Origin of the sequence: Paenibacillus senegalimassiliensis, from assembly GCF_001486585.1 — a bacterium.
GTDB lineage: Bacteria > Bacillota > Bacilli > Paenibacillales > Paenibacillaceae > Fontibacillus > Fontibacillus senegalimassiliensis.
The window spans coordinates 1-4,417 of the sequence record NZ_LN909039.1 but is presented as its reverse complement, the minus strand read 5'-3'; the positions used below and the strand labels follow the sequence as shown (position 1 = coordinate 4,417).

6 protein-coding genes, 11 tRNA genes, 1 rRNA gene and 1 pseudogene are annotated in these 4,417 nt (G+C 45.0%); 15 read left to right on the top strand and 4 right to left on the bottom strand.

Annotated elements, in window-relative coordinates:
- Positions 1-10 precede the first annotated feature (10 nt).
- The 12 genes from rrf to BN3279_RS01615 all read left to right on the top strand — a co-directional run bounded on the left by rrf (position 11) and on the right by BN3279_RS01615 (position 1,132).
- Positions 11-127, top strand: a 5S ribosomal RNA gene (gene rrf, locus BN3279_RS01670).
- 8 nt (positions 128-135) lie between these two features.
- A tRNA-Asn gene (locus BN3279_RS01665) sits at positions 136-211 on the top strand.
- Positions 212-215: 4 nt separating this feature from the next.
- Positions 216-288: transfer RNA gene (locus BN3279_RS01660), tRNA-Thr, on the top strand.
- A 15-nt stretch (positions 289-303) separates the two neighbouring features.
- Positions 304-378: transfer RNA gene (locus tag BN3279_RS01655), tRNA-Glu, on the top strand.
- 21 nt (positions 379-399) lie between these two features.
- A tRNA-Val gene (locus BN3279_RS01650) sits at positions 400-475 on the top strand.
- A gap of 7 nt (positions 476-482) precedes the next feature.
- A tRNA-Gln gene (locus BN3279_RS01645) sits at positions 483-557 on the top strand.
- A gap of 10 nt (positions 558-567) precedes the next feature.
- Positions 568-643: transfer RNA gene (locus BN3279_RS01640), tRNA-Lys, on the top strand.
- 50 nt (positions 644-693) lie between these two features.
- Positions 694-777, top strand: a tRNA-Leu gene (locus BN3279_RS01635).
- A gap of 6 nt (positions 778-783) precedes the next feature.
- Positions 784-858 (top strand) — tRNA-Gly (locus tag BN3279_RS01630).
- 6 nt (positions 859-864) lie between these two features.
- Positions 865-941, top strand: a tRNA-Arg gene (locus tag BN3279_RS01625).
- Positions 942-971: 30 nt separating this feature from the next.
- Positions 972-1,048 (top strand) — tRNA-Pro (locus BN3279_RS01620).
- 13 nt (positions 1,049-1,061) lie between these two features.
- Positions 1,062-1,132: transfer RNA gene (locus BN3279_RS01615), tRNA-Gly, on the top strand.
- Between the two features lie 96 nt (positions 1,133-1,228).
- Here the strand turns inward: BN3279_RS01615 and BN3279_RS01610 are convergent.
- From BN3279_RS01610 to BN3279_RS24405, 4 genes and pseudogenes are all read right to left on the bottom strand, one after another.
- Positions 1,229-2,458, bottom strand: a complete 1,230-nt coding sequence (locus BN3279_RS01610; protein WP_059048924.1) for a site-specific integrase — start codon at positions 2,456-2,458, stop codon at positions 1,229-1,231.
- A gap of 14 nt (positions 2,459-2,472) precedes the next feature.
- Positions 2,473-2,610, bottom strand: a complete 138-nt coding sequence (locus BN3279_RS23655; protein WP_157686426.1) for a hypothetical protein — start codon at positions 2,608-2,610, stop codon at positions 2,473-2,475.
- Positions 2,611-2,685: 75 nt separating this feature from the next.
- Positions 2,686-3,150, bottom strand: coding sequence for an ImmA/IrrE family metallo-endopeptidase (locus BN3279_RS01605; RefSeq protein WP_059048923.1), 465 nt, complete (start codon positions 3,148-3,150; stop codon positions 2,686-2,688).
- Positions 3,151-3,288: 138 nt separating this feature from the next.
- Positions 3,289-3,486 (bottom strand): annotated as a pseudogene (locus BN3279_RS24405) (helix-turn-helix domain-containing protein); the annotation flags it as partial.
- Between the two features lie 198 nt (positions 3,487-3,684).
- On the opposite strand from BN3279_RS24405, the gene BN3279_RS01595 reads away from it, so the two are divergent.
- The 3 genes from BN3279_RS01595 to BN3279_RS23650 form a co-directional block, all read left to right on the top strand.
- Positions 3,685-3,900, top strand: coding sequence for a helix-turn-helix domain-containing protein (locus BN3279_RS01595; protein ID WP_059048921.1), 216 nt, complete (start codon positions 3,685-3,687; stop codon positions 3,898-3,900).
- Between the two features lie 35 nt (positions 3,901-3,935).
- Entirely contained in the window at positions 3,936-4,259 is a 324-nt protein-coding gene (locus tag BN3279_RS01590; protein WP_082672879.1) for a helix-turn-helix domain-containing protein, read from the top strand.
- On the top strand, positions 4,228-4,417 hold a 190-nt coding region (locus BN3279_RS23650; RefSeq protein WP_148466791.1), incomplete at its 3' end, for a hypothetical protein. The genes BN3279_RS01590 and BN3279_RS23650, both read left to right, overlap by 32 nt.

Here is a 4,417-nt window from a genome sequence, read left to right as displayed (position 1 = left end):
GCTTGACCCGTTTGGTGGCGATGGCGGAGGGGTTCCACACGTACCCATCCCGAACACGACCGTTAAGCCCTCCAGCGCCGATGGTACTTGGACCGAAGGGTCCTGGGAGAGTAGGACGCCGCCAAGCGAACATATTCCCTGATAGCTCAGTTGGTAGAGCACTCGACTGTTAATCGAGTTGTCACAGGTTCGAGTCCTGTTCGGGGAGCCATTATGCTCTCATAGCTCAGTAGGTAGAGTGCATCCATGGTAAGGATGAGGTCACCGGTTCGAATCCGGTTGAGAGCTTCATTTACATAATAAGGCCCGTTGGTCAAGGGGTTAAGACACCTCCCTTTCACGGAGGTAACAGGGGTTCGAATCCCCTACGGGTCACCATTATTACTAACGCCCAGATTTGGAGGCTTAGCTCAGCTGGGAGAGCATCTGCCTTACAAGCAGAGGGTCGGGGGTTCGAGCCCCTCAGCCTCCACCATGAATAATGGGGATTAGCCAAGCGGTAAGGCAACGGACTTTGACTCCGTCACTCATAGGTTCGAATCCTATATCCCCAGCCATTCTTATTATGAGCCATTAGCTCAGTTGGTAGAGCACCTGACTTTTAATCAGGGTGTCGAAGGTTCGAGTCCTTCATGGCTCACCAGTCCTAACTAAGCAATTCTAAAGATTGCTGCTGGTAAGTGTTTCACTTGTGCGCGTGTGGCGGAATTGGCAGACGCACTAGACTTAGGATCTAGCGTCTTTGACGTGGGGGTTCAAGTCCCTCCACGCGCACCATATTATGCGGACGTGGCTCAGCGGTAGAGCATCGCCTTGCCAAGGCGAGGGTCGCGGGTTCGATTCCCGTCGTCCGCTCCATATTGCGCGCCCTTAGCTCAGCTGGATAGAGCGTTTGACTACGAATCAAAAGGTCAGGAGTTCGAATCTCTTAGGGCGCGCCATCTTTTCTAAATTTCATTTCACCTTATTAACGGGACGTAGCTCAGCTTGGTAGAGCACCTGGTTTGGGACCAGGGGGTCGCATGTTCAAATCGTGTCGTCCCGACCATCTTTTATAAGGTGCGGGTGTAGTTCAATGGTAGAACTCCAGCCTTCCAAGCTGGTAGCGTGGGTTCGATTCCCATCACCCGCTTTGCTTTAAGAAGTACCTGAAACCCTTGTGCCGCAAGGGTTTTTCTTTTGCGGAAAATTCGACATACGACAGACGACTTTTTGAATATGGGGCAACTCATGGGGCAAAGTTTTGGGCTTTTGGATTCAAATTTTCTAACGGATCGATCAAGGAACGATTAACCATTTCTCTCTCGTGTGTGTACCGGTCGGTCGTCTCTAATTTGGAATGACGAAGAAATTTTTGTATGCTGCGTTGGTCTGCTCCATGTTCTCGCAACAGCGTCGCCGCTGTGTGACGTAGGCCATGTAATTTAACGTGAGTTAAGCCATGTTTTTTTAAAAATTTATTCCACGTATTGGTTGGGGTACTGGGGTAATAAATAACACCATCCCCGGAATGAAAAATATATTCCTTGCCGGGATCACCCAACCATTTTTTGCATAGGAGTTTTTCCTTTCTCCATTGCAAATGAAAACGCCTCAACTCTTCCATGTACCATCTTGGCAGGGGTACCCAATCTTCCGATTCTACCGTTTTGACTTCGGCCTCGACCTTTTTTCCTTCATCGTTGACCGTGATTTGATTCTCTATATAAACAGCAGAATGTTCATAATCTAGGTCGGGCCATTGAACGGCAAGCCATTCTCCGCGCCGAAAACCGCCCAGCATAACACCGGTGAAATACAACCGCCATCGTTCGGGCATCTCATACATTGCCAGCAATAACCTGGCGACTTCTTCTCGGGTATAGTTTTGCTTGACCCCGCGCATCTTCTTTTTTTCCTGCTTATTTGCAGATGGTCGATCCACACCGGCCATAGGATTAGACGTGATAACTCCCCAATCATGAGCCTTTTCAAAAATACCTAATGCCACTTTATATATATTCAATTTGGAGTTAGTGGCGAGAGGACTGTTGTTTTTTAAATTTTTTAAACCGGAAAACCATTCGGCGAGTTGCAACGTAGTAATGTCGCTAATCCACATGTCGCCAAATTCGGGGGTTAACCGGGAATCTATGATGCTTATAGTATTTCGGACGGTTTTTCCGCTCATGTTTGGTCGGGCGTAGACCTTAAGCCAAGTGTCTTTAAAATCATTGAAGGTTTTACGATTGGCTAATTTGTGATTTTTTTGCCGATCCTGGTAATTGCCCTCGAAGACGGATGTACTCCATTTGTCCAACTCAACAGCTAACCATGACTCTTTTTTCTTTTCGGATTTTGAATTATAAATTTCTTGCGGCATCTCCACGGATACGGACCGTTTAGGTCGTGAAGCCTTGGAAGGATCGCGTTCCACGAGTTTATACTTTTTACCACCTAAGTGTTCAGTCCATCCCACGTTTCTTTTTCCTCCTACTTTAAAATAAATACCCTCTCCGTTTCTTGCTGCCGTGCAAGTATAATTCCATCTCGCCTAAAAATTCGATCGAAAATAAATATTTTAACCATATCACCATCAATAGGCATGACTATAAAGCCAGGTTCATTCAAGGTATCACCTCCTTTCGAGAACGTATGTTCGGTTTCGAGGCAGCGATATACAAATACACAGCACGTGTAAGGGGATTAAGTAAGAACTTCTATAACGCGAAGGGGCTCGAAAAAAATTATGTAATTATCCATTGTTGTAAAAACCCCATACTTTTCGCTATATCGATCAATAGCAGCTTGAAGAAACTCTTCTGTAACACCAAGGAAATCAGCTATCTCATAACGGCACTTCGCACCAGTCCCATAAGCTTGAACTATGGAGGACAGAGGGATAAGTCTTTGATACCCCCACTGACGCGCCCTAAGTTCTTGCTTTCGCTTACGAATATCGGATTGATCTAATATATTTCCCGCAGAAGTGTAATGGTGTCCTAATTCTTCGCTTAAAGCGCATAATTTCTCGTATTCAACAAAATCGGCAGAACTATTAAATGTTATAACTCCATCCGTATACAGCGCCTTTAGTCTCTTTGTTTTGAATGGAAATTCTGTAACAAAAACACCCAACAACTCTGCTTCGCTGAGAAGTTCATCTAGCAAACAAATTCACTTCCTTTGTGACTTAATATAATGGGCATATTTCAATATTTCTTCTAATTCATCCTCGGTGTATTCCTCACCGTCGAAATGGGCCGCAATAGTCTCGGGAATATCTCTCGGGGAAGCAACTCCTGCCTCTGCCATTCTCTCAAGGTCGTCAGTAGTTATACCCAGACCTCTACAAACTTTAATGACGTTATCGACAGAGGCTTTACCTACACCCCTAGTAATCATGGATTGCAATGTGGTGGCCGGTATTCCAATTTCTTCGGCAAAGGCCCTGCGACTCAACCCCTTTTCTTCAATAAGTTTTGAAAGAATATATGCTTTTTCCACTATTATCCGCCTTTCTATCTATACGATATTCCGTATACAAATTAAATACTACAATATAGTTTTGACAAAGTAAAGACCAAAAAAACGCAATTTCATATAAAAAGTACGGAAAATCAGTTGACATTGAACGTAGTTGCGTTTATAGTTTGAATCAACACGAACGCAACTGCGTTCAGTTTAAGGAGGGAGGGATCTGATTTGTTCAAAAATTTGCGGGCTGAAATGGCTAGAAAAAAAGTGAGCGTCGGGGAATTGGCGGCGGTTTTGGGAGTCAGATATGCCACTGCAAGCGAAAAGCTGAACGGTCACTCAAGATTCTACTACGAGGAAGCCACTAAGATCAGGAAACACTTTTTTCCTGAATGCCAATTAGAATATCTATTTGAACAAAGCGAATACACCAAGACCGGGTGAGAATGGTCGATTTAACCAGGGAGCGAGGGGAGAGAATGACAACAGCAGATTTCATAGAAACTCTTCGAGCCGATATAGCGGCGGGAATAAAGGAACAAGTTCTAAGGGAATTGCAGCCGGAAATCGAAAGACGGCTATTCGCCAATAATTTCTCATTGGATGAAGCGTGCCTTTACCTCAAAATTTCCGAAGCGACAATGAGGCGTATGGTTTCTAAAGAAGAAATACCTCATTTCCGAATTCGAGGTTCCTTGCGTTTTCGTCAGATTGATCTGGACAAGCATATCGAAAAATTGGTCCAAGAACGAAAAAGGAGGAAATACCCCTATGAAACAATGGACAACTGTCATGAGCTTTAAGGGATATGACATCCAAATCTTAGATGGAGCGGAAGCGGGCGACATCCAGGGATACATGATTGATCCACCGCTGGCTCCCTCCAAGACATATCCGACCATCGATGCTGCTGTAAAGGATATTGAGAAGTCGGAGCAGAAGCCCGAAATATCACCGGAGA